Raw genomic sequence first — 18,800 nt, forward strand, 5'->3', positions numbered from 1 at the left:
GGCCGGTCAGGTGGTCAGCGGCTGGAGGTCGGCCGAACGGGCGTGACCGGAGCGCCGGTCGGGGTCGGTGTCGGGGTCGGGGTCGGTCCGGGGGTCGGGCTGACGTCGCCGGTCGGGGACGGGGACGGGTTGGGGGCGCAGGCACTCGGGCCGCCGGTCGGGGACGGGGCTCCGCCCGTCGGGGCCGTCTGCACGTGGGTGACCGTGACGGTCACGGTCGGGACGGGGGTCGGGGTGTTCTGCTCGCCGGGCTGCGACGGCAGGGCCGGGGCCGGGCTCAGCTGGGAGGCCACCGGGACGGTCAGCGCGGCCGGGGTGGTCTCCATCGCCGTGGCCAGGGTCGACAGCGCCGGGATCAGGGTCGGCAGGGCGGGGGCGGTCGGCGTCCCGGTGCCCAGCTGAGCCGGGGCGGCCGTCAGGCTCGGCACGACCGGGGTCAACGCGGGCTGGGCGCCGGGGGCCGGGGTGGCCGCCGGGCGGCTCATCACCAGGGTGCCGGTGATGAACCCGGCCCCGGCCAGGCCGAGGGCCGCCAGGGTCCGCAGGTCCAGGCGCAGGGTGACCGCCCGGCGGGTGCTGCGGGCTCCATCCTGGGCGGGGGCCTCGGCGGGGGTGGTGTCGGTCATCGGGCTATCTCCTTCGTCGGGCCGGGGGTTCGCGGTCCCCGGCTGGCAGGACCAGCCTCGCACAAAACAGACCTGAGTCAAATAACACTACCTAGGTAGCTTTCTGTTCGGGGTGGGCACTCAAAGCGCCTACCCCGAGCGGGAGTTGACCCCTACCGTCCACGCAGCCCGTGAGCCGCCTGGAAGGCGTACAGCCACGTCAGCGGCCCGGTCAGCCCGTCCGCCGGCCCGAGGTCGCCCACGTAGTACTCCTGGAGCGCCTGCACCTTCTGGAGGTCCAGCTGCTCCATGTCCTCACTCGGTCCGACCCGGTAGGGCGGCCCCCAGTCGCCTGCCTGGAGCCAGGTCTGCAGCTGCTGCGCGTAGGAGCTGTGCGCGCCCAGCAGGAAGTGCTCGCGCCCCGGGAACGGAGGGGCTGGGATCTGGAGCTGCTGGCCGGCCTGGATCAGGTCCGGGTTGGCGATGCCGTTGATTGCCGCGAGCTGCGCCACGCTGGTCTCGAAACGCCCGGCGATGGCGCTGAGGGTGTCGCCGCCTTGGACGGTGTAGACGCCGGCGCTGTCGCCTGAGGGCTCGGGTGCCGGCGTATCCCCGCCTCCGCCGCCGGGCCTGGGCGTGCCGCGCTGCACCCAGGCGTAGAGCTCGTCTCCCGGGCAGTCGGTGGCGTAGCCGTCCCTGTGGCCGCGGACCTCGCCGCCGGCGCTGCCCTGCGTCTGGCAGTACTCGATGGCGTCGACCAGGCCGTGGAGCATCGCGTCCGTCGGCGAGGTGATCCCCTCGGTGCCGACCATCGCGCACACTGCGTAGTGGCCGGCGTTGAGCGAGGAGTTGCCGTTCGCTCCGTTCTTCCTGTTCAGGCCGCGCCCCTCGAACACGTACCCGTGGGGGCACACCACGAACGAGTAGGCGATGTCGAGCCAGCCCTCGCTCCGGTTGTTCATGTGGGACCGCTGGATGTCGCGCACGTGGCCGGCGCACTGACCGTGGTCGCCCAGCAGGCTGCCGGGGACAGCCGAGCCCTCGTAATGGATCTTGACGCCGCGCGTGGAGCTGATGCGGGTGTAGGAGCCGGTGGGCGCGGCCGCGCCCCACTCGGAGCGGGAGACGAGCTTCATCGGCTCACCTCCCGCTCGCGGTCGGCCCGGTTGGTGATCGGCACGGATTCCTCCCCAGGTCGGGTGGTTGGTGTGCCGGGACGCTAGGCCGGGCCAATCCTTAAGGTCGCGCCGTCAGTTCACGTGGTGCTCGGTCAACACTCCGTCGGCGTAGCCGAATCGGCGCTCGCGATCCCGTTGGTCTACGACGAACAGCGGGACCGCGCCGCCGTCCTCGGCTGGTGCGATCCCCACGTAGTAGGCGGTCGCGATGACCATCACCCATTCCTCGGGCCGCTCCAGCGTGAACCCGACCGGCACGGTCACGTCGTCCGGGAGCTGCCGCTCACTCGCTCGGCGAGCGTGGGGCCGGGCGATGTGCGGGCACAGCGTGAGCGCGGCCTCCGCGCAGGCCTCGTGCATCGGCGGGTCGGAGTAGTGACCGGTCTTCGCCGATACCGGGCCACCGAGGAACGCGGCCGGGCCCCCGAGCGGAAGTCCGCACAGCGAGCATCGGTGCAGGCTGGCCATCCTCAGGGCCTTCTCGCCGTTGAGGACGACGAAGTCCGGGGTGCCGTCGGGGCGCTCGTTGACGACGGGGATCGGCAGGCCTCGCCGCGGGTCGCGTGGTCGCTCCGCGAGCCCGGGCGGAAGGTCGGGCAGGGTTGGGTTGGGCATCGTGTCCTCCAGGGGCCCCGGTCGCGGCGAGGCGCGGCAACGGCGGGTCCGCCGGCGCCGGGGCCCGGACAGTTCCGGCCCTCGGATGAACCTGGAGCCGCGTGCCCCGCACGGGGCGGGAGCGGGCCCTTCGTGCTGGCGGACCCTTCCACCCTCCCCACCCGCGCTGGGAGCGGACAACAGCCTTACCTGACAGGCCGGATGATGCCTTCGGGCGCTTCACCGTCCGCGTTGAGCAGGTCCTCCGACACCCAGTACGGCTCGATCAGCCGCGAGTCGGCGAGGCTGCGCCCGGGCCCGTACCAGATGGTCTTGATGTGCCCGCTCCGCTGGTGGGGGTACTGCCTCCAGCCCCCGGCTGATCCGCTGCCGTCCCCTTGGCTAGCGCTGCGGCGCGCGTCCTGGACGCGCGCCCGCGCCGCCTTGAGGCGCGGGCCCAGCCGCCAGCCGAGGCGGAGGAAGGCGTCCGGCTTGTTCCACCGCCGCTGCTGCTTACCGGGTTTGGCGGCCTTCCCACGCAGGGCGGTCGGGGTGGCCAGGTCCGCCGCCGAGGAGCAGAGGTAGACGGCGATCTGCAGCATCCGCTTCACGATCTCACGCTGCGCGTTCGTCGGCTCCTCCTGCCCGCTCTTGTGGGCGAGCCGATTCGCCAGGTCCTCGACGGTGAACCGGTCGCCGTCCCTGGCTGGGATCGACAGGTGGGCGAACTCCAGCACAGCAGCCGTCGCGCCGGGCAGCCGGGGCAGCGCGGAGCCGTCCTCGGCTCGCGGTTCGGCGATCACCGTGACGGCTACCTCGTCCATCCGGTCGTCGCTGGTCAGGCACAGCAGCTTGCGCGGGTTGGTGCGCCCGCAGAAGAGGATCGCGAGCAACTGCCCGGCGCCGCCGTCCCCCACGCTGAGCTCGACGGTGGGCGGCTCGGCGAAGACCACCATCAGGTTGGGGTGCCGGGCCAGGTTCCGGAACAGCTGCCCCGGCAGCGTGCCGAGCTTGTACGTCGCCAGCTCCGAGGCCATGTCGGGGTGCATCGCAGCGACGTTCTTCCCCTTCGCCCACAACCTCCACAACGCGGCCAGGGTGGTCATCTGCCGCACCTCGGACGCACTCAGCAGACCCGGCGCGAGAGCGCCGACCAGGGCGCCTCCGTTGATCGCATGGTCCGGTAGATCTCCGAGGCCGACCTTGTTCAACAACCGGTCGGCGGCCGTCAGTTCGGCGACAACCTGTTCAGCAACCACGGCCGTGGCGCGACCGAGCTCGACATCCTTGCTCGCCATGCAGGCTCCTCTGTCCCCTTTGGGCCCCTTCGACCCAACTGCGCCCACACTCACCAATGGGCACGCGCCGGACAACAGCGCTATCTGGCACCGGAGTTGATCGATTTTGGGCTCTACGGACATCCGGCTGATCAGCGCGGGATCCTGGCCGCCCCGCCCCGGGCGAACCGCCACCTCAGCCCTCCGAGCCGTCCACCAGCTCCGCATCGACCACCGAGGCGTCTTCCTCCAGCTCCGCCGCCAAGTCCTCCCGGATCTTGGCCAGCCGGGCCGCCAGCCGCTCGACTCCGACACCCTGGTCCGCCGTGGCCGCCGGCAGCTCGCCCCCGCCCGCCGGCGCGAGCTCGATCCTGGCCTGCGCCGCCCGGCCGAACGTCTCCGGCGCCAGGCACGCGAGCAGGAACTGAGCTGCCCGCCAGTCCGGTTGGGCGAAGTCCCGCTCGACCTGCACGACCCGCTCGCCGGTCTCCGGGTCGCGTACCGTCCGGGTGCGCTCTCGCACCACGTGGCCGCCACTCGCCGCCTTCCGCACGAGCAGCACCAGCTGCGCCTTGCCCTCGCTGCGCGCGCGTGTGAACCTGTCGCGGAACTCGCAGAACGGCTGCTCGCCAGCCCGGGCCCGCAGGCCGGCCTCCCGGCGCTGCTGCTCCTGTTCCCCGCGCTCCAGCCACCGGTACACGGTGCTGGGGTGAATGCCGGCCATCGGCGCCGCGTCGCTGACCGGAACGCCCGCCCGCACGGCATCCAGGAGCCGCTTCTCCACCTCCGGATCGAGGGCGGGGCGGCGACCGCGGCGACTACTCACAAAGCCGAAAGTACGTCGAACCCCAGGTCAACGGCTTGTCGACACCCTCCGGGAACCCCACCCGCTGGCGCCGGAGGTTAGGCGCTTAGGGCATTAGCAATGCCAGGCAGCAAACGACCTTGCATCCGCTTTCATTTACCAAATGCATTACGGTGCCAACTTATTCACTCCGGGGCGAATGGCATAAAAAACGTTCAGTGAACCAGGAGCCAATCCATGCCGCCCATTGATAGCACCTCCACGCAAAGCACTATTGCCGCCATTCCATTACGGAGACTAACCCCAGGGGAGCTTTTGCCGACTTTCATTACATCCAGCCCTCCCGCGACCCCAAAGCCTGCTCACCTGTATTAACGGGCCCGACTGGGCCTCGGCGGCGGGAGCACAAGCCGTGCAACCTAGACCAGCAAGTGTGTCACCCAGCCTGGAAGCGTGGGTCCTCTGGAACGGTAGGCGCATTGCGCCTACATACCCCTCAGCTGGAACGATTCGTGAGGAGACTTTCGTGATTTGGCGAGACGTCAGCCATGTACCTAGTATCGGGGCGCGGTGCGGGTCACCCTCGTCACAGGGTGACCCGCTCGCTCCGCATTGCTGCCCTCATTTAGCAGAAAGGGAACATACCCATCATGGCACAGTTCAAAGGGTCCGCTTCGCCGACAGCGGCGGACCGGCCGGTGACCTGGCGCGACCTCGCGGTCTGCGGTCACGGCGCGCTGACGACCGCCAGCCTGCACAGCCAGGTCGGATGGCCGACAGCCACCTCGGCACTCATCGGGCTCACCGGCCCGGTCCTGTGGTCGCTGCTCTGTCGCCGGTAGTCGGCGTCGCGGCCGGACGCCGCCCAGTGTTCGACGGCTTCCTCCTCGGAGGAGACGAGTAGGCCCGGCGGGGGCACCCAGTAAATTTACTGGGTGCCCCCGCCGGGCCTTCGGGCTCCTGGGCTACTCCCAGCCGAGGTTGTAGACGATCTCGTCGTACGCCGTGCCGGTCGCGCCGCTCAGCACGCCGGGCAGCACAACCACCCGCACCGTTGTCCCTGTCACCTCGTTGACGAGGCCGCCGAACTCCGGTGTGCCAACGGTCGTTTGTCGAGGGCCGTCGTTCGTCTCCCAGACCGTGACGACCAGCGCTTCCTCGGGCAGGTCCGCGATGAGCCGGTACAGCAGGGAGACCGTCATGGCCTGGTCGTCTCCGGCGTAGACCTGCGGGAGAGCGACCACCGGCACGCGGCGGCCGGACTCGTCGAGCACCGGCGCCTTCAGCGGCCACCCCACGGTGGTCAGGTGCGGGTCTTCCGGGCCGGAGCAGTCGGCGACGACCAGCATGTCGTCGGGCAGCACCCCCAGGAAGGCTCGCAGGTCGCCGGCCCGCAGTGCGTTGGCAGGCAGATCCAGGGGAACCCTGAGCAGCATCGTTCGTGTCTCCTTGGTGGTGGGCGGCCAGGGTTCGCGGCCCCGGCCTGGCCCTGCCATCCTCCCGCGCGGCCAGCCCTCTTGGGCACAACTTCGCAGCGCTGTCAGGCTGATGACGGCATGAGCGCGAGCACTTCGGACCGGCGGACGGGGTCTGCGTGGAGCGCGCCGGTCAGGTGGCTGGTGGCCATCGCTGCGCCGTGCGCGCGGGCACCGCGCAAGGTCATGCAGGCGTGCTGGGAGCGGATCAGGCAGGCCGCGCCCTGGGTGTCGAGGTGCGTTCCGAGGGCGTCCACAACCTGCTGGCCAAGCCGCTCCTGGACCTGTGGGCGGGCCGCGAACTCCTGGATCAGGCGGGCGAGTTTCGACAGGCCGACGATGCGGGCTCCCGGGGTCGGCAGGTAGGCGACGGTGGCCCGGCCCGTGAACGCCAGCACGTGGTGCTCGCAGAGGGCCGTGAACGGCACGTCGACGGCAGCGATCAGTCCTGCTCGTTCGCCCTCCGGGGGGAAGGTGACGGCAAGGTGCCGGGCCGGGTCCAGGCGCACGCCGGCGGTTAGCTCGGCGAGGGCCTTGGCCATGCGGCGCGGGGTGGCCGCGGTGGACTCGGTGTCGCAAGGGATGCCGAGGGCGGCGAGCAGGCCTGCGGCGTGCTCGGCCGCGCCGTCCAGGTCGACGGTGTTAGCGGGGGCGGTCATCGGTTGCGTTCTCCAGGCCACAGCAGCACGTGCTGCCGCATCGTCAGGTTCCAGGTGCGGGCGATGACGTCTTCGGCCAGGTCCCGGGCAACGTCGATGGTGCGCTCGGCCGTCGTCCCTTCGGGCATCACCCAGGTCGCGTGCGGGGGGATGTGGAAGCGGTCGACCAGGTCGGCGATCTCCTCAAGGTCGTCCGGGCCGGAGGCGACGAACTTGAACCGGGCGCGGCTCTTGTGGGCGAGGCTGGTGAAGGCCTCCAGCGCGTCCGGCTTGATCCGCCGTTCCTCCGGCATGCCGGAGTTCGCCAGCTTCGGGCTGACGTTGAAGGTCAGCCGTGGCACGCCGAGGCTGACGGGCTTCGGCGCCAGGGTGCCGTTGGTCTCGATCTCGACGCGGCGGGTGGTGTACCGCAGGACGGCCATCAGCGAGCGCCAGGCGTCGGTGCGCTGGTGCAGCAGCGGTTCGCCGCCGGTGATGACGATGATCGCGTGCGGGTGCTCGGCCGCCCAATCGGCGAGTTCGACCACGGGGACGCGGGAGATCTCCTGGCGCAGGTCGTACCGCTTGGCGTCCCAGGTGTACGGGGTGTCGCACCAGTCGCAGGCCAGGTTGCAGCCGCCCAGGCGCAGGAACTTAGCCGACTGGCCGGCGGTCGGCCCCTCTCCCTGGATGGTGGGCCCGAAGGTCTCTGCGACGGGCAGGCCGGCGTCCGGCACGACGAGGGCGCTCACGGGGCTGCCGTCCAGGAGGCGGCGTTGACGGCGGTCTCGGAGACGCCGACGTGGGAGACGTACGCGCCGGCGGCGCGCGGCAGCGTGTGCAGGGCCTGTGTCGCGACCCGGCCGAGGAGTTCGGCGACGGCCTCCACGCTCGGCCAGCCGAGGTCGGCGGCGTGCTGCTCCTGCTCGGTGGGGTCCTTGGCGCCGAAGCGGAACAGCTTGCTGCCCTCGCCCGCGAGGACCGGGACGAGGGTGTCGGCGGCTCCGAGCATGGTGCCGTGGTCGAGGAAGGTGTCGATCCACTCCCTCAGGGCTCGCTTGAACGCGCCGAACTCCACGACGGTGCCGGCCGCGAGTTCGGGGGCGGAGACGGTGACCTCGGCCCACCAGGAGTGGCCGTGCAGGTTCTCGCACTTCCCGGTGAGGTGCGGCAGCCGGTGTGCCGTCTGGAAGTCGTGGCGGACGGTAACGGCGTGGTTCACTGCTGCTCCCCCGCGTCGACCAGGTGCACGACGGCGCCGGCCTCGCCGTCCTCGGACACCGCGGTCGTCGTCACCCTCACGCCGATGCTGCTCAGGTGCTCGGCGAGGGTCCGGGCCAGGGTCTCGCAGGAGGCGGGCCCGCATTCGCGGGCGCCCGGGCCCCACCAGGCGCGGATCAGGTCGCCGAGGTCGTGGAACTCGGTGTCGCGGTCGTCGTGGGCGACGGCGACGCTGACCGTGATGTGGAACAGGTGCCGGTGGCGGGCCCGCAGGTAGGAGCGGTGCTCGGGCGCGGCGGGCCAGTGGTGGAATCCGGGCAGCTGGACTTTGGTCCAGACGTTGGCGGTTGACTTCACGAGGATCGTGTCTCCGGTTCGCTGAGGGACGGGTAGGACGGCTGGCCGAGCAGCTCGTCGCGGGTGGTGCGGACGAGGCGCCACACCGTGGTGGTGGCGTCGACGGTCTGGGCGCACATCAGGCAGCAGGCGGTGCGGCCACGGGTGGGATGGGCCGGCTGGTCGAGGTCGTACGCGAAGCCGCGGTCGATCACGCCCACCTTGCGCAGCAGGGCGGAGTCGACCCGTACGTCCGGCCACCGCAGCGGGCCGAGCCAGGTGGAGGAGTCGCAGGAGTCCGGCGGAACGGCCAGGCACCATTCGTTGACCGTCAGGCCAAGGACGTGCACCCACAGGTCGGGGTACTGGCGATGCCGTTCCCACAGGGTGTGCAGCAGGCGCAGCCGCACCGGCGCCGGTGCTTGGACAACGTTGCCGAAGCAGATCCGGTCGTAGTGCTGCGCAAGCTCGTCGAAGTAGTCCCAGCCGTCCACCAGCGGGTGGTAGACGGGGATCGGCGTGAGGCCTTCGCCCTCGAGGCGGGCGCGGGTGCGGATCTTGTTGTCCCGGCCGCCCTGGTCCAGCTCGATGTAGCCCCACAGCCGGTCGCCGTGGCGCTGCACCAGTTCGACGTAGCGGGCGTACAGGTCATCGAAGCCGTCGATCTCCTCCGGGGCCAAGCGCAGGGCCTCGTCCATGGAGACGCCGGGGTGGGCCCGCTTGTACTGGTTGGTCAGCCAGAAGATCCCCGAGTCGAGCAGGACGCGGTGCCCGGCGTCCAGCAGCTTGAGCAGCCTCCGCTCGTGGCCGGCGGTCAGCAGGTCGTTGGTGGCGAGCAGCACGTGGTGGGGGTAGTGCTCGGAGTCGCCGGCGGCGAAGTACAGGTGCCGGTCGGCCGGGTCGAACGTGCCGCCGCCGGTGCGCTTCACCGGGTTCATCGCTGTGCCCCTTCCAGTGCGGTGCTGGCAGGGGTGGTGGTCAGCTCCTGGATGCGGTGGGCGGCGTGCCTCCAGCAGGTGCCCAGCGCCGTCGCGGCGTCCGCGCACAGCCGGGCGGCGGCTTGGTAGGAGTCGCTGTCGCCGGGGGCGTAGCGGAAGCCGGCGGGCAGGTTGCCGACGCGGCGCAGCAGTGCGGTCTCGACTCGCTGGTGGTTCCAGCGCAGCGGCGCCAGCCAGGACGAGGAGTCGCAGGAGTCCGGGGCCAGCGGCAGGCACCACTCGTTGGCGGTAAGGCCGAGCGCGTGAATCCACAGGTGCGGGTACCTCTGGCGGCGCTCCCAGATCGTGTGCAGCAGCCGAAGCCGTACCGGGCCCGAAGCCTGGACGATGTTGCCCACGCACATCCGGTCGTATCCTTCGGCCAGCTCATCGAAGTAGTCCCAGCCGTCCACCAGCGGGTGGTAGACCGGGATCGGTGTCAGGCCGAGGTCGTGGAGGGCCGCGCGCTGTGCCCGCTTGTGCAGCAGGCCGCCCTGGTCCAGCTCGATGTAGCCCCACAGCCAGTCGCCGTAGGTGCGGGCCAGGTAGATGTACCGCTCGCGCAGTTCCTCGAACCCGTCGATCTGTTCCGGGGGGAGCGCCAGGGCCTCGTCCATCGAGACGCTGTGGGCCCGGCTGTGCCGGTTGGTGAGCCAGAAGATGCCGCTGTCCAGCAGCACCCGGCAGCCGGCGTCCAGCAGGTCGCGCAGCCGCCGTTCCTCAGCATCGCCCATCAGCTCGTTGACCGCCGTCAGCACGTGCGGGCCCGCGTTGAACTCGCCTCCGCCCGCGGTGAAGTAGATGGGCCGCTCCGACTGGTCGAAGCTTCCCCCGGCGGTCGGCAGGACGGTCGTCACGACTCCTCCCGGAGCGTGGGCGCCTCGCCGCTGATTCGCGCCCATTTGTCCAGGAGGTGACCGGCCAGGTAGCGCTCGGGCTGCACCATTACCAGGCGCCGGCCGGCGGCCCGGTCCGCGAACGGGGCGAGCGGGGTGGGGTAGGGCAGGAAGAGGCTGTTCTCGATGAGAAGCGGGGTCCACAGCGGCCATCCGTCGAAGACCTCGGCGACGACGAGGCGGTGGTCGCCGAGCTCCCACACCTGCCCTGTCTCGACCTGGTGCTCGGGCTCCCCGACGGTGACGCCGGCCAGGGCCAGGAGGTCGCCGCGGGTGAGCTGCTCGGGCTCGGCAGAGCCGTCGCTGTCCGCGTCCTCCGCTTCGTCGGCCTGGCCGCCCGGGGTGAGGTCGGCGAGCATGGCGTCGATCTGGGTGTGGTCGAATCCGGTGGCGGCGAACAGCGCCGGGTCGACCTGTTCCAGGTCGGACAGCATCGCGGCCAGGCCCTCGCCGTCCCAGCCGCCGACGGTGGTCAGGTGGTTGGAGGCGATCAGGTAGGCCTCGGCGTGGGCGTCGTCGCGGGAGGCCCATCCCCGTACGACGGGGACGGTCCATGTGCCGTCGGCGGTGACGACTACGCCCTCCGGGGCGCTCTTGCCCGCGTCGCGACGGCGCGCGAGGGTCTCGTAGCGGCCGTGGCCGGCTACCAGCCGGTCGGTGCGTTCATCCAGCAGGCCGGGCTCGGTGAAGTCGAACTGCTCGACGGAGCGATCCAGCCCGTCGTCGTCGTGCCCCTTCGGGTTTCGGGCGGCGGGCCGGATCTCGTCCAGCGGCATGTAGTCGATGTAGCGGGGAGCTGCTGCCATGGGCGGGGAACCTAGGCCGCCGTCGCCTCTTAGGTCGCGTCGAGCAACTTCCGATGCTGGGGTGGGGGTTCAGTCCCTGGCCGGGCCAGCGAGAGGCCGGTGCGGGTACCTGGCGTGGATGGGGCCGATCAGGCTGAACGGGTCTCCGAAGTCGGCGACCAGCTGCTCGTAGATCGGTGTGCCGGCGTCCCCGGCGGGGCGCGCTGGCGCGGGGGCTGCGGCGGGTTGGGGGGCGGACGGCCGCTCGGTGAACCAGGGCGAGCGAGGCACGTCGGACACGGGGTCGTACGGGCTGGTCACGGTGTTCCTCTCAACTTGCCTGCGGTGGGCGGATGTTAGATCAGGGGAAGGACACCGGGGCCGTTTCAGCGTCCCGGGTCGGCCTGGCCAGGCGCGGGCGGGGAGCGCCTGGCCAGGGATGCGACGCGTGCAGGATTTGGCGGTCTTACTGGCTTCCACGTACCGGCGGGGCTCCGCGCTTGGAGGCGCGCACTCGGCGGACCTGGGTGTTGCCGGAGGTGCGGGACCGCTTGGTCGGGTAGTCGAGTTCGTGCAGTGCCGGTCGCTCGTTCAGAGGGCTGTCCCAGAACGCTTCGAGCTGCCGGACGCGTGCTTGATGGTCCGGTTCGGGGTCCTTGAGTCGCCCGGCGGTGCGCACGTACTCGTACTCGCCGTAGGTGTCGGGTGGAACCCCGTCCAGCAGCGCCTTGGCGACGTTCTGCGCCTTCTCGGCGGTGGACTTCGCGGCGCGGTGCCGGTCGTACTCGCCGAGGGCCCATTCGATGTCGGCCTTGTCGGTGACGAGGGTGTACGACTCCGGGGAGCGGCCGGCGGCCTGGGCCTCAGCCATGCTCCAGCAGTGGATGCGGGCCGGGCAGAAGCGGCGGCAGATCACGTCGGTGCTCGGCCCGGACCGGTCCCGGGGCGGGGCGGTGCCCAGGTCGAGGGCCGTGGCGATCGCGGTCAACCGGCCGAGTGCCCGCCGGGCGGCCTGCTCGTCGAACGGGCGGGTGAACTCCTCGTCCTCGCCGCTCTTGCGCTCGAAGTAGATGATCCTCACCTCGGTCACCACGTCGCCAGCGAGGTTCAGTGCGAGGCCGTACAGCTGCGTCTGGTCCCACTCGGTCTCGGGCGGGCCATCGTTGCCGACCAGCCCCCACTTCCAGTCCCCGGCGGTCTTGTAGTCGTACAGGACACCGGTGACCGGGTCGTACTCGTCGTAGCGGCTCGGCCGGTCCAGGCCAGGCAGGGTGACGGACTGCTCGTACAGCCGCCACGGGTACAGGGCGCGCCGGCGGCGGGACACCGAGTCGTGGATCAGGGTTCCGGCGCGGGCCGCGCGCCGGTCGACAGGAGCCGGGGCGTAGCCGGGGGGCGGATTCTCCCGGTACCAGATCGCGCGGCGGCAGGAGCTGGTGTCGGATGCGCCGATCGACCACTGGCCGGGCTTCTTGGGGCGGCGAGGGCGGCGACGGCGGCCGGTGCGCTCGGACGCTGCGAGGTCGTCGCCGAGGCGGGCGTGGGCTGCCGTCTGGGCCCGTTCGAGCAGGACGTCGGCGGGGTCGCGGTGGTAGCGGGCGCAGTTGGTGGAGGGGTGGCCGCCGGAGCGTTTCTGTCCCCGGTGCGTGTGACGGGGAGCGCCGCAGCGGCACGGGAGAGGGCTGGGCCCGATGAGACGGGCGCGGGCGATCGTGCGGGCTTGCTCGATGAGGGGTTGCATGAGCTGTCCGTGTGGGCAGGACCCAGGGCCGCGCGGCCAGGGCGCGGCCCTGGGGGTGGGTGGGCAGGGACGCGGGCTAGTCCTCGCGGGCGTCCTCTCGCCTCCACGCGGTGGCGTCGGTGTTGAGCCGGATCAGCAGGCCGCCGGCCTCGACGTGCTCGGCCGCCTCAGGGTGGGATCCCAGTGCGGACACGACGTAGGGGCGCAGTTCGCCGAGCAAGCCGGTGAGCTGCGCCGCGTTCGCCTTGTTGACGCCGATGCCGGTCGCCTTCCGCCACCGGTCGGTGATCTTCGTGACGGTGCTGCCCATCGCGGAGGCGTAGGCGCGCAGCTCCTGGCGCAACTCGTCGGCGGTGGGGGCGTCGTCGGCCGGTTCCGCCGAGGTCGCGTCCGCCCCCCTCTCAGGCGCGCCCTGCCCGGTGTCTCCGTCGGTCGTCTCGGCGGTGGAGGCACTGACCACCGTGCCGGGGATGACGTCGCTGGCTTGGTCCTGGGACCGGGCGTCGCGTCGGCGCGCTGCCGCCGTCTCGCGCTCCAGCTCACGCTGAGCGGCGTCAGCCTGCTCCATCTCCGTGTGCTCGTAGATGTTCACCAGCTCACGGGGGAAGGCGATGCGCCAGGCCTGCGCTTCGGCCACCTTGCCGATCATGTGGGCGCCCATGGCCGGCCACAGGCCCGACAGGATGCGCCGTCCCGTCTTGACGCCTTTGCCCGTGCGCGGGTCGTCCTGCCACTCGTCCCGGCCGACGGCGAACTCGGAGAAGAGGGCGACCGCTTGGGTGACCGTCTCGTCTCCGGCGATGCTGCGGTGTTCGATCCGGCACATCGCGGCGGCGGGCGGGCTGTCGTGGAGCCATACGTCGACCCAGCGGCGGCGGTTGATGCCGTCCTCGCCCAGGATCCACCACTTCGGGTCGTCTTCGGGTCCGGTCCAGAACGGGCCGACGCGCCGGATGAACCGGCCGGTGCGCTGCCCGATGTGCCGGAACCCATCGATGCCGGTCTGAGCGGTGTAGTACAGCTCCTCCTGCTTGCCCACCTTGCGCTTGCGCTGGATGTAGTAGATCTCGCGGCGGAAGGGGTCCAAGCCGGTGGACTTGCAGATGTGGAAGAACGCGACGAGGTCGTGCGTCGGGGCCTGGGCGAGGCCGATGGCAGCGAGGGCGGCCCGCTGGGCCTTAGTCCAGAACCGCTGCGCGCCGGTGATCTCCAGGACCTGGTCGGCCGTCTCGATGGTCATCTCCGCGCGGTTGTCCGTCAGCGGGGTGACCTGCTCGGTCAAGGCGGGGGGTACGTGCTGAGCTGGTGCTGTCACCTCAGGGTGCCTTCCTTGTCTCCGTGGCGGCACCGGGGTTCGCAGGCCCGGTGTGGCTGCCTGCCTTAACCCTCCCGTCAGCCCGGCCAGCGTGGGAACACCCACCACGTGGCCAAATCGGCTGCGGAGAAGGGAGATTAGGAAGTGTGGCCGCCGGGCCCGCGGGTTGCGAAGCCGCCCGGGTTCGCGTGCTCCCCTTGATAGGAGACAGCCCCGAAGGGCTTGTTGCCAGAGCACACGGCCGGTCGGCCCGGCGGCCACATCATCACTCTAGGGTAGCGCCGGCCGCAGACACAGGGTCGGCTACCAACCGGCCCGGCGGTCGGGGGCGGTCGCGCGCTCCAGTGCTCCGGCGCCGGCGTGCTGCCACAGGCCGTCGTAGAACGTCTTGGAGGCCACGACGGCGAGGGCGACGGTGGTCAGGGCGGTCTGCGCGTGGGCGATGTCCCCGCGGGCGAGGACGGTGAGGATGCCGACGACGGCGGAGGCCGCAGCCCCAACGACGGCGCGGACCGGCTTGGTCCAGTGCGGCTGCTGGACGAGCGCGGTCGCCCAGGGCGTGACGGCGCCGAGCAGCAGGCCCCACGCCTCGGTGTCGTTCAGGATGTTCACGGTCGTCTCCTGGTGCTGGTGATGGGCGGGCTTGGCGCTCAGAGCGGCCAGGTAGCGGCGAACGCGACGCTGGCGGCGGCCAGGTAGCCGACGGTGAACCGGTACCGGGCCAGAAGGCCGGCGTCCGGGGCTACTCGCGCGGCGGCCGTTCGTCCCTTGACAGCGCGGCGGGCAACCCCGCGAGGGTCAGGCCCGTGATGATCACGCTCGGGTCGGCCGGTGGCGTCCAGGCCTCCCGCACGATCACCGCTGCTCCGAGCAGGAACAGGACCAGGTCCCGGATCGACTTCCATCCGGTGATCTCGCTCCATCTGGTCCTCCGTCGGTGTCGCCGACCAGCGGGCTGCTGCTGATCGTCCGGGTCCCGTTCCACAGCGGGGGACGGTAGGGCGAAGCGGTGCCTACGGTCGCGTCGAGGTGCCGCGCAGTTCGGCGATGGTGGCCTCGAGCTTGGCGATCCGCTGCTCCAGGTCGGCTTCTCGCGCAGCACGTACGGCGATCTCCTCGCGGGCAAGGGCGAGTTGCGCCTGCGTCTGGCCCCAGGCCTCGGCCATCTGGGCGCTCAAACGGGCGATGTACGGCTCGGCGTCTACGGTGATGGACTCGGCGTTGTGCTCCATGGGGGCGGTGGCTCCGTTCACGTTGTCGGGTTGGTGGTGTCGCTGGTGGCCGGCGTGGCACGGGCGGCCGCCGTCCGCAGGTGCTGGACGCCGATTCGAAGCAGAGCGGCTTCGGACGGGGTGAGCCGGCGCCGGTCTGCGGTGCTGAGCAGGCGATCGACCTGTTCGGGGGTGGGACTGTCGGTCATGCCGTGTCCTGCCCGTTGTGTTGCGCCTCGTCGCGTCGGCGTATTGCCGCGTCCCACACCGAGGTGGTGAAGCTGTCCAGGCTGACGCGGGTTTCCGCGTTCTCGGCGGGTTGTTGGGGCAGGGCGAGGCGCTGGCGGGCCTGTTCCACGATCTCCGTCTTCGCGGCCACGCCTTCGGAGGTGATGCCGTGGTGGCGGCGGATTGCGTCGAGCGGGTCCGGCGCGGCTTTCGCTGCTGCCGAACGTCGCGTGCCTGGGGCCGGTCCGGCCGTCACGGTGACGCGGGTCCGCTTGGCGTGGGCGATCCGTTCGAGGTGGGCCTGGCGGGCGGTGGCCCGGTCCGGCGCGGTGAGCAGGTTGACGGGCGCCGGCTCCCAGGCTTCAAGGCCAGGGGCAGCCTCGGTGGCGGGGGCAGTGAGGCCTTGCGCGGCTGCCGGATCGGCGTGCTGGTTCTTGCGCGGGTCCGGGATCCAGGGCTCGTGGAGCAGCATGTCGAGAATGGTGTCGATGCCCTCTGGGGTGGTGTGGTCGATGTTGTACTCGGCGGCTCGCCACTCAAGTGAGGAGACCGGGAAGACGGTGATGTGGTGGTCTCCGTCTGGCCGTTGCTGGCGCACGGCCCAGCACGGCGTCGGCCCCACGTTGATCCGGGCCGCGTCGAGTACGCGGTACTGCTCGGGCATGGTGGACGCCCTTTCGTGTCAGATGCGGAAGCACCAGAAGTTGATGGAGCCGTCGGCGCTGGCGGAGTAGAGGGTGGTGGTGAAGCCGGTGGTGGAGGAAGCGGTGACCTGCCAGGCCCGTACGGCTTGCCAGTCCCACAGGGTGACGATTGGCACCATCTCGGACTGCATCGTCGGTCCGTAGACGAGTGACATCGAGATCCAGTTGCGCTGTTCCACCCTGCCGGTGAACAGCCCGCGGTCCGGCTCGGCGTACCAGTAGTTCGGGAAGGTGCCCTTGTACTGGAGGCTCGTGGCGTCGATCCACAGTTCGGTGGTGCCGCCCTTGTCGTTGTTCCGGCCGATCTGGACGCCTCCCTGGTTGGCGGCCACGTAGCCCTTCACGGTGTCCTCGACCATGTAGGCGAGCGCGGCGCCGTCGTTCGCGTTCATCCGGACGGTGCCGCCCCAGGGCCGCTGGGTGTCGGTGCGGATGGTTTCGAACGCCGAGATGTAGTCGGTCAGATAGAGCCTGTAGGCCGTCGACTGCCCGTTGTGCTGGAAGGTGCCGCTGTTCAGTCCGATGTACGCCGCACCGTTGTTCCCGCCGACCGCGTTGATGAAGGCGTAGTTGTTGCCGTTGGTGGGGAAGAAGCGGATCTCGGGGAGGCCTCCGCCGGGATTGATCTCGATGCGCTGCCCGGTCGTTCCGCTGGAGAGGCCGCCGACGATCCTCACGTCGCCGGTGGTAGCGGAGACGGAGACGGTCCTCACCCCGTTGGCGTTCCACGCCTCGATGCCGGCGGAGTTGAGCTCGACCCGCGCGCCGGTGTCAGCGGTCTTGATGCGCGCGGACACCGTGATGTCCGCGTTGAGCTTGCCGACGGTCAGTTTGCCCGCGGAGACGGTGCCGATGTTGGCATCCTGGATGGTAGCGAGCGCGATCTTCGCGCCGATGATCGTGGCGTCAGCGAGCTGGGCGGTCCCGATGATCTGGTCGGCGAGGTCAGACCTGATGACGACGGTCGGAGCAGCGGAGGCCTCGGCGGAGGCCTGCGAGGCGTTGCCCGCTCGGTCTCGGGCGACGAACTTGACGTAGTAGGTAGTGCCGTAGGACAGGCCGGTGATCGGGGCGCCCGCCGCTCCGGCGAGCCGGTCGACGATCGTCGCCGCGCTGGGGGTGAACCCGGCCGCCGTGGACGCGTGGACCTCCAGCTCGGCGAAGTCTGCGGGCATCTCCTCGCCCTGCGCCCCGCGCCCGTCCCATACGGCCCGAAGCGCGCCGATCAGGGAGGTGACAACCGGCTTCGACGGCACCGGCGGCGGCGTGGTGTCGCTGGCGAGGATGATCTCCTCGGACAACCGCCAGGTGGAGGAGTTACCGGAGGCGTCCACGGTGCGCACCCGGGCCTGGACGCGCTGCCCGGCCGGGAGCTGGTCGTAGTGGGCGATGGTGCCGTGAACGGCCTGCTCCGGGGACCACTGCGGGTCCTTCCCGGCGATCCGCAGCCCGGGCAGCAGGTAGGAGACGTAGTAGTTGCCGGCGTCGTCGTAGACGGTGCCGTCGGCGTTCTGTGTCACCGCTGGCCACGACACCGCCAGTGCGGCATGCTGCAGTCCGTCCCGGTCCAGGTAGGCCCAGGATCCGAGCGACACCGCGTCCGGGGCCTTGGGGGCGACGGTGTCGTTGCGGTCGCCGAGTGGCGGCAGCGGCGTGCGGGAGGCGGTCGCCGAGCCGTTGGTGAGGGCCTCCAGCTGCCGCTGTACCCGGATGCGCTGCTCAACGAACAGGTCGTTGAGCTCCAGGCTGCTGCTGGGCTGGCCGGCGTCGTCGTACGTGGTGGCGATGGTGCGCACCCGCAGCGGCTCCAGCGTGGTCGGGCCGGTGCGCCGCTGGTCGTAGCGGATGTAGTCCCCGGCCCGGTAGTCGATACCGGGCCGGTGCTGGGTGGCGGCTGGGTCGAGTTCGATGGTGAAGCCCTCGGAGGCGGCGCCCATGCTGCCGAGGGTGACGCGGGCGAGTTCGGCGAGGGTGGTGGCGTCGGTGATGCCGCCCCGGCCGTCGAAGGCCTCCCGGCGTCCGTAGCGGGCGGCCGCGGTCGGGTTAGCGACTTCGGCGAGGTTGCCGGAGTCGCCGGAGGCGAGCAGGTGGGAGCGCACCGAGCGGCGGGAGCGCTGCCGGGGGCCTTTGAGGACGTCTCGGCCCAGGTACAGCACGGTGCCGGGGTGGTCGGTGGCGCACACGGTGTCGGGCACGTAGGCGCGCAGCCGGTAGCCCTCCATCCGCACGTCGGCCCACCCTGCGCTGGTGATCGAGGTGACGGTCTTGAGCAGGTCCCCGCCGGCGTCGTACTGGACGGTGTACGTGGTCGGCCAGGGCCGTCCGGCGCTGTCGGTGGCGGTGGTGAAGTCCCAGCTGACTTCGGGCAGGGCTCCGCGGGCCTGGGCGCGTTGCAGGAGGGTGGCAAGGACGGCCCCGGGGGTGGCGTTGACGAACGGGAAGTGGGCGTCGAGGCCCTGCACGGCCTTGCCGGGGGTGTGTCCGACCGGGTAGATCACGGCGCGTTCCAGCAGGGCGAGGGCGCCGCGGCAGCCGACCTGGACCGGTCGGGCTTCGCCCGCGCCGTCGGCTGGGTCGTCGCCGTCGTCTTCCAGCAGGTACCGCTCGGGCTGCTCGACGCCGTCGATGACGAGGGAGATCCGCGGGTCGTCTCCGGTCAGCAGGCCGGCGCCCGGGGCATTGCGCGGGTAGGTGAAGGTCAGTGCGCCTGGGCCGTTGTGCTCGGCTTGTGTCCTGAGGTCGGCGGGGTAGGGCAGCAGCCCAAGCAGGGTGCCGCTCGGACTGGAGACGCGCAGGTGGACGGCCACGATGGTT

22 protein-coding genes are annotated in these 18,800 nt (G+C 71.1%); 1 reads left to right on the plus strand and 21 read right to left on the minus strand.

What is annotated here, in order from left to right; translation table 11 throughout:
• Positions 1-14: 14 nt before the first annotated feature.
• The 5 genes from ACIP4P_RS29545 to ACIP4P_RS29565 form a co-directional block, all read right to left on the minus strand.
• Complete coding sequence (locus tag ACIP4P_RS29545) at positions 15-626, minus strand: hypothetical protein (protein WP_400923610.1); 612 nt, start codon at positions 624-626, stop codon at positions 15-17.
• Between the two features lie 152 nt (positions 627-778).
• On the minus strand, positions 779-1,741 hold the full coding sequence (locus tag ACIP4P_RS29550; RefSeq protein ID WP_400923612.1) for a LysM peptidoglycan-binding domain-containing protein: 963 nt from the start codon (positions 1,739-1,741) through the stop codon (positions 779-781).
• A gap of 114 nt (positions 1,742-1,855) precedes the next feature.
• Positions 1,856-2,398 (minus strand): hypothetical protein, encoded by a 543-nt coding sequence (locus ACIP4P_RS29555; protein WP_400923614.1) that lies wholly within the window; start codon positions 2,396-2,398, stop codon positions 1,856-1,858.
• 185 nt (positions 2,399-2,583) lie between these two features.
• On the minus strand, positions 2,584-3,675 hold the full coding sequence (locus ACIP4P_RS29560; protein WP_400923616.1) for a hypothetical protein: 1,092 nt from the start codon (positions 3,673-3,675) through the stop codon (positions 2,584-2,586).
• A 175-nt stretch (positions 3,676-3,850) separates the two neighbouring features.
• On the minus strand, positions 3,851-4,480 hold the full coding sequence (locus ACIP4P_RS29565) for a hypothetical protein (RefSeq protein WP_400923618.1): 630 nt from the start codon (positions 4,478-4,480) through the stop codon (positions 3,851-3,853).
• A gap of 629 nt (positions 4,481-5,109) precedes the next feature.
• Here ACIP4P_RS29565 and ACIP4P_RS29570 point away from each other — a divergent pair.
• On the plus strand, positions 5,110-5,301 hold the full coding sequence (locus ACIP4P_RS29570; protein ID WP_400923620.1) for a hypothetical protein: 192 nt from the start codon (positions 5,110-5,112) through the stop codon (positions 5,299-5,301).
• Positions 5,302-5,424: 123 nt separating this feature from the next.
• On the opposite strand, the gene ACIP4P_RS29575 is transcribed toward ACIP4P_RS29570, so the two are convergent.
• The 16 genes from ACIP4P_RS29575 to ACIP4P_RS29650 form a co-directional block, all read right to left on the minus strand.
• Positions 5,425-5,895 carry a hypothetical protein gene (locus ACIP4P_RS29575; RefSeq protein WP_400923622.1) on the minus strand — a complete coding sequence of 157 codons (471 nt, stop codon included), beginning with the start codon at positions 5,893-5,895 and terminating at the stop codon, positions 5,425-5,427.
• A 104-nt stretch (positions 5,896-5,999) separates the two neighbouring features.
• A complete protein-coding gene (gene folE, locus ACIP4P_RS29580) occupies positions 6,000-6,593 on the minus strand; it encodes a GTP cyclohydrolase I (RefSeq protein WP_400923624.1) in 594 nt (197 codons plus the stop codon).
• Positions 6,590-7,324, minus strand: coding sequence for a 7-carboxy-7-deazaguanine synthase QueE (locus ACIP4P_RS29585; protein WP_400923626.1), 735 nt, complete (start codon positions 7,322-7,324; stop codon positions 6,590-6,592). Before ACIP4P_RS29585 ends, folE begins: the two co-directional genes overlap by 4 nt.
• Positions 7,321-7,794, minus strand: a complete 474-nt coding sequence (locus tag ACIP4P_RS29590; protein ID WP_400923628.1) for a 6-pyruvoyl trahydropterin synthase family protein — start codon at positions 7,792-7,794, stop codon at positions 7,321-7,323. Before ACIP4P_RS29590 ends, ACIP4P_RS29585 begins: the two co-directional genes overlap by 4 nt.
• Complete coding sequence (locus ACIP4P_RS29595; protein ID WP_400923630.1) at positions 7,791-8,150, minus strand: hypothetical protein; 360 nt, start codon at positions 8,148-8,150, stop codon at positions 7,791-7,793. Before ACIP4P_RS29595 ends, ACIP4P_RS29590 begins: the two co-directional genes overlap by 4 nt.
• Positions 8,147-9,067 carry a hypothetical protein gene (locus ACIP4P_RS29600; RefSeq protein WP_400923632.1) on the minus strand — a complete coding sequence of 307 codons (921 nt, stop codon included), beginning with the start codon at positions 9,065-9,067 and terminating at the stop codon, positions 8,147-8,149. Before ACIP4P_RS29600 ends, ACIP4P_RS29595 begins: the two co-directional genes overlap by 4 nt.
• Complete coding sequence (locus ACIP4P_RS29605) at positions 9,064-9,963, minus strand: hypothetical protein (RefSeq protein WP_400923634.1); 900 nt, start codon at positions 9,961-9,963, stop codon at positions 9,064-9,066. Before ACIP4P_RS29605 ends, ACIP4P_RS29600 begins: the two co-directional genes overlap by 4 nt.
• Positions 9,960-10,808: a hypothetical protein gene (locus ACIP4P_RS29610; RefSeq protein WP_400923636.1), complete on the minus strand. Its 849-nt coding sequence runs from the start codon at positions 10,806-10,808 to the stop codon at positions 9,960-9,962. Before ACIP4P_RS29610 ends, ACIP4P_RS29605 begins: the two co-directional genes overlap by 4 nt.
• 445 nt (positions 10,809-11,253) lie before the next feature.
• On the minus strand, positions 11,254-12,528 hold the full coding sequence (locus tag ACIP4P_RS29615) for a hypothetical protein (RefSeq protein ID WP_400923638.1): 1,275 nt from the start codon (positions 12,526-12,528) through the stop codon (positions 11,254-11,256).
• 76 nt (positions 12,529-12,604) lie between these two features.
• On the minus strand, positions 12,605-13,810 hold the full coding sequence (locus tag ACIP4P_RS29620) for a recombinase RecT (RefSeq protein WP_400923640.1): 1,206 nt from the start codon (positions 13,808-13,810) through the stop codon (positions 12,605-12,607).
• A gap of 336 nt (positions 13,811-14,146) precedes the next feature.
• Positions 14,147-14,455, minus strand: a complete 309-nt coding sequence (locus ACIP4P_RS29625; protein WP_400923642.1) for a hypothetical protein — start codon at positions 14,453-14,455, stop codon at positions 14,147-14,149.
• Between the two features lie 130 nt (positions 14,456-14,585).
• Positions 14,586-14,828 (minus strand): hypothetical protein, encoded by a 243-nt coding sequence (locus ACIP4P_RS29630; protein ID WP_400923643.1) that lies wholly within the window; start codon positions 14,826-14,828, stop codon positions 14,586-14,588.
• Between the two features lie 28 nt (positions 14,829-14,856).
• Entirely contained in the window at positions 14,857-15,075 is a 219-nt protein-coding gene (locus ACIP4P_RS29635) for a hypothetical protein (RefSeq protein WP_400923645.1), read from the minus strand.
• Between the two features lie 17 nt (positions 15,076-15,092).
• Positions 15,093-15,263, minus strand: coding sequence for a hypothetical protein (locus tag ACIP4P_RS29640; protein ID WP_400923647.1), 171 nt, complete (start codon positions 15,261-15,263; stop codon positions 15,093-15,095).
• Entirely contained in the window at positions 15,260-15,946 is a 687-nt protein-coding gene (locus ACIP4P_RS29645) for a hypothetical protein (protein ID WP_400923649.1), read from the minus strand. Before ACIP4P_RS29645 ends, ACIP4P_RS29640 begins: the two co-directional genes overlap by 4 nt.
• 18 nt (positions 15,947-15,964) lie before the next feature.
• Complete coding sequence (locus tag ACIP4P_RS29650; RefSeq protein WP_400923651.1) at positions 15,965-18,793, minus strand: hypothetical protein; 2,829 nt, start codon at positions 18,791-18,793, stop codon at positions 15,965-15,967.
• Positions 18,794-18,800: the final 7 nt, after the last annotated feature.

The sequence above is a fragment of the Kitasatospora sp. NPDC089509 genome (genome assembly GCF_044749365.1).
Classification (GTDB): Bacteria; Actinomycetota; Actinomycetes; order Streptomycetales; family Streptomycetaceae; genus Kitasatospora.